This window comes from Cupriavidus basilensis (assembly GCF_029335485.1).
Lineage (GTDB): Bacteria > Pseudomonadota > Gammaproteobacteria > Burkholderiales > Burkholderiaceae > Cupriavidus > Cupriavidus basilensis_E.
In genome coordinates this window covers 1-3599 of sequence record NZ_JARJLM010000310.1, presented here as the reverse complement: position 1 = coordinate 3599, position 3599 = coordinate 1, and the positions used below count along the sequence as shown (strand labels likewise).

Annotated in this window: 4 protein-coding genes; 3 read left to right on the top strand and 1 reads right to left on the bottom strand. The window is 70.2% G+C overall.

The window, feature by feature from the left end:
• Positions 1–20 precede the first annotated feature (20 nt).
• Entirely contained in the window at positions 21–785 is a 765-nt protein-coding gene (locus tag P3W85_RS18110; protein WP_276265807.1) for a 5'-methylthioadenosine/adenosylhomocysteine nucleosidase, read from the bottom strand.
• Positions 786–975: 190 nt separating this feature from the next.
• Between P3W85_RS18110 and P3W85_RS18105 the strand changes: the two genes are divergently transcribed.
• The 3 genes from P3W85_RS18105 to P3W85_RS18095 form a co-directional block, all read left to right on the top strand.
• On the top strand, positions 976–2031 hold the full coding sequence (locus P3W85_RS18105; protein WP_276265806.1) for a DUF2157 domain-containing protein: 1056 nt from the start codon (positions 976–978) through the stop codon (positions 2029–2031).
• A complete protein-coding gene (locus P3W85_RS18100) occupies positions 2028–3152 on the top strand; it encodes a DUF4401 domain-containing protein (protein WP_276265805.1) in 1125 nt (374 codons plus the stop codon). The genes P3W85_RS18105 and P3W85_RS18100 overlap by 4 nt, the downstream gene beginning before the upstream one ends.
• Positions 3149–3599: GDYXXLXY domain-containing protein (locus tag P3W85_RS18095; RefSeq protein ID WP_276265804.1), on the top strand; the 451-nt coding region annotated here is incomplete at its 3' end. The genes P3W85_RS18100 and P3W85_RS18095, both read left to right, overlap by 4 nt.

The window sequence follows — 3599 nt, the reverse complement described above, 5'->3', positions numbered from 1 at the left end:
CCTCCAGATACGCCTGCAGATTATCTCGTCTCCAGAAACCGCTTCAATACCCCGCTCGAATAATGACTGGCAACCTCGGTCAGGAACGCAGCAAAATCCACGTGCGCGGTATCGTCGGCCCGATCCGATAACGTCCGCATCACCGCGTATTTCACGCCATATTCATGGCAGACCTGTCCCACCGCGGCCCCCTCCATTTCCACCGCCAGCACGCCGGGGAGGCGTTCGCGCAATTCGGCCGCGGCGGCGGGCGAGCCGATGAACTGGTCGCCGCTGGCGATCATGCCCACGTGCAGCGCCGGCGCGCCGACGCCAAAGCGGGCCAGCACATCGGCCGGTACCGAGGCCGGCAGGTCTTCGCGCAGATAGCCGGACACGGCTTCGCGCAGCGCGGTGGTCAGGGCGGGGTCGGTGGGGAATTCCGCGCGGTCCAGCAGCGGGACTTCATGCCGCCCGAAGAACGGGCGCGCGTCCAGGTCGTGTTGCAATGTGCGGTCGGCTACCACTACGTCGCCCACCCGCGTATCGGCGCCGATGCCGCCGGCCAGGCCGGTGAAGACGATCTCGTCCACGCCGAACTCGCGGATCAGTGTCACCGTGGTGGCCGCGGCGGCCACCTTGCCCATGCGCGCCAGCACCAGCACGCAGCGCTGGCCGTACAGGTGGCCGACGTGATAGTCGCGCATGCCGATGCGCTGCACCGTGGCGCGCGCGTCGTCGTGGCGCATGGCGGCCACCAGGCCGTCGACTTCATCGTGAATGGCAGCAAGGATACCTAGGGTCATGGCAGGCGGGCCGGGCGCGGCCGGATTGGAAAAACGCACAGCATACCGGGCCGGGCCACGGCGGCAAAGCGGCGGCGGGCGCGGATGCCGCGCCTTGCCGCCAGCGTCGTGCCAAGCTGCGCGGGGCGCGCGCCTTTGCTACAGTGCACTGGCGTATCCATCACATGGGGCTTTCATGCAGCCATCCTCAATGCAAAGCTTTCAAGCCCGGCGAGCCGTGCGCCAGGCACTGGCCGACTGGCGCGAGCAGGGCCTGCTCGGCGCCGACGGCGTGGCCACGGCCTGGCCGCCGACCGAGCCCGATGCGGGCGGCTGGCGAACCTGGCTCGACCGCGCCTTGCTGGCGCTGGGCGCGGCGCTGCTGTGTGCCGGCGTGATCGTGTTCTTCGCCTTCAACTGGCAGGATCTGCACAAGTTCGCCAAGTTCGGTCTGCTTGCCGGCGCTTTGAGCTTGCTGGCCGCGTTCGCCTTGCTGCGCCCGCCCGCCGACATGGCGGGCCGCGCCGCGCTGTGCGGCGCCCAGGTGGTGGCCGGCGTATTGCTGGCGGTGATCGGGCAGGTCTACCAGAGCGGCGCCGACGCCTGGCAACTGTTCGCCTTGTGGGCCTTGCTCGCGGTGCCATGGGCGCTGGCGGCGCGCGCGGCGCCGCACTGGTGGCTGGTGATCGTGCTGGCCAATGTGGCATTGCTGCGGTATCTCAGCGTCCGGCTCGGGGTGGGCGGCATGTTCGACCTGCTGTTCAGGCCCGATAGCGAGCGCGCGACCACCTTGCTGCTGCTGGGCGCCGCCCTGCTGCAACTGGCATGCTGGTTCGCGCTGTGCGCCCTGGCCCCGGTCTTCGGCTTTCGCGGGCTGGCCGGCGCGCGCATCCTTGCCGCGCTGGCGTGCGGGTATGCCGGCTGGCTGGGCCTTGGCAGCATCCTGCACAATCGCTTCGACCCCGCCATGTTCGGCATCGCCTTGCTGGCGCTGGGGGGCCTGCTTGCCTGGTTCCGCCTGCGCGCCTTCGACGTGGTTGCGCTCAGCCTGGCCAGCTTTTCCGGCATCGTGGTGCTGGTCACCGCGGTGGCGCGGCTGCTGCTGGATGTCAACCGGGCGGGCTTCGGCGCCTTCCTGCTTTTGGGGCTGCTGACCATCGGCCTGTCCGCCACGGCGGCGACGTGGCTGCTGCGCGCCTACCGGCAGCACGGTCCGGCCGACGCGGGTGGCACGCCGGATGGCGCAAGCAAGGGGGAGCCGGCATGAACAGCGATCGTCTCGCGGTACAGGCGCTGTGGCAGGAACTCGCCGCGCGCGGGCTGGTGCAGGGGCAGCCCGCGCCAGCGCAAGCCCGCACACCATGGGCGGTACGCTTGCTGATGGGGCTGGCGGGCTGGCTTGGCGCCGTGTTCTTTCTCGTCTTCCTGCTCGGCTCGGTATTTGTCGCCGCGCGTGATAACGGCGCGGCGATCGCGTTCTGCGGCGCCGCGATGATCGCGCTGGCGGCGGTACTGTACCGGCGGCGCGCAGGCGGTACGGCGCTCGAGCAATTCGCGCTGGCCATCAGCCTGAGCGGCCAGGGCCTGCTGGTGTACGGTGCCGGAGCAATCTACGACGGCAGCCGCCTGCTCGAATCCGCGGCCTTCTGGGGCTCGCTGGCGCTGCTGCAGGCGGTGCTATACGCGCTGGTGCCCAACCGGCTGCATCGCTTCCTGGCGGCGCTGGGCGTATGGACCGGCGTGGCGCTCGCGCTGCACCTGGCCATGATGCCGGGCCTGCACCATGCCTGGCAATCGTTGAGCTTTGCGCTGGGCTGGCTGGCGCCGCTCGCCCTGACGCTGCTGACCGGCTTCGTGCTCGCGGAAGCGCGGCTTTGCGCGGCGGGTCTCTACGGCTGGATCGAAGCCGCGGCGGATGCCACGCTGCTGTTCGCGCTTGGCGCTGCCGTGTTCGTCACCGGGATCGGCCAACCCTACGCACTGCTGTTCGACGCCGACACCGGACGCCACACCGGCGCCTACTGGGTAGCCGGCGCACTGTGCGGCGCGGTGCTCGCCGCCTTCGTGCTTGCCGAGTCGGGCCGCCTGCGGCTACGCCCGGCAGTGCGCCTGGCCGCGCTACTCGGCGCCATCCTGTTCAGCGCGCTGCTGGCCGGCGCGCCGGCGGTGGTCGCCGCCGCGCTGGCGCTGGGGCTGGCCTTGCGGCGCGGCTCATTGCCCTGGCTGGGCCTGGCCATTGCCGCGCTCGGCGGCGGCTTCATCTGGTACTACAGTGCGCTGCACTGGACGCTGCTGATCAAGTCCGCCACGCTGGCGGGCGCCGGCCTGGCGGTACTGGCATTGCGCATGGGACTGACGCGCCGCGACGGCGCAGGGAGGCAGGCATGAAACGCTGGATATGGCTGGCTTGGGTGCTCACGCTGGGGCTGGCCGCGGTTGCCGTCGGCAGCAAGGAGCGGTTGCTGGCGCATGGTGACACGGTGTATCTGCGGCTCGCGCCGGTCGATCCGCGCTCGCTGATGCAAGGCGACTACATGGCGCTCAACTTTGCGATCGCCGACGCCATTCGCGCGGCGCGCCAGCAGCAGGACATGGCGCCGGCGCGGGAACAAGTCGCGGTGATCCGCCGCGACGCGCGGGGCGAAGCGACGCTGGTGCGCTTGCATGCCGGTGAACCGCTGGTGCCCGGCGAACAGTTGCTGCGCTTTCAGACCGTGCCGTCGCGCTGGGGCGGCGTGCAGGTCCAGGTATCGACGGATGCGTATTTTTTCCAGGAAGGGCAGGGCGAACGGTTCGAGAAAGCGCGCTATGGCGAGTTTCGGGTGAACGCGGACG

Bases quoted from the DNA above. Each gene is read 5' to 3' on its own strand.
- P3W85_RS18110 (WP_276265807.1), bottom strand. From the start codon at position 785: ATGACCCTAGGTATCCTTGCTGCCATTCACGATGAAGTCGACGGCCTG.
- P3W85_RS18105 (WP_276265806.1), top strand. From the start codon at position 976: ATGCAAAGCTTTCAAGCCCGGCGAGCCGTGCGCCAGGCACTGGCCGAC.
- P3W85_RS18100 (WP_276265805.1), top strand. From the start codon at position 2,028: ATGAACAGCGATCGTCTCGCGGTACAGGCGCTGTGGCAGGAACTCGCC.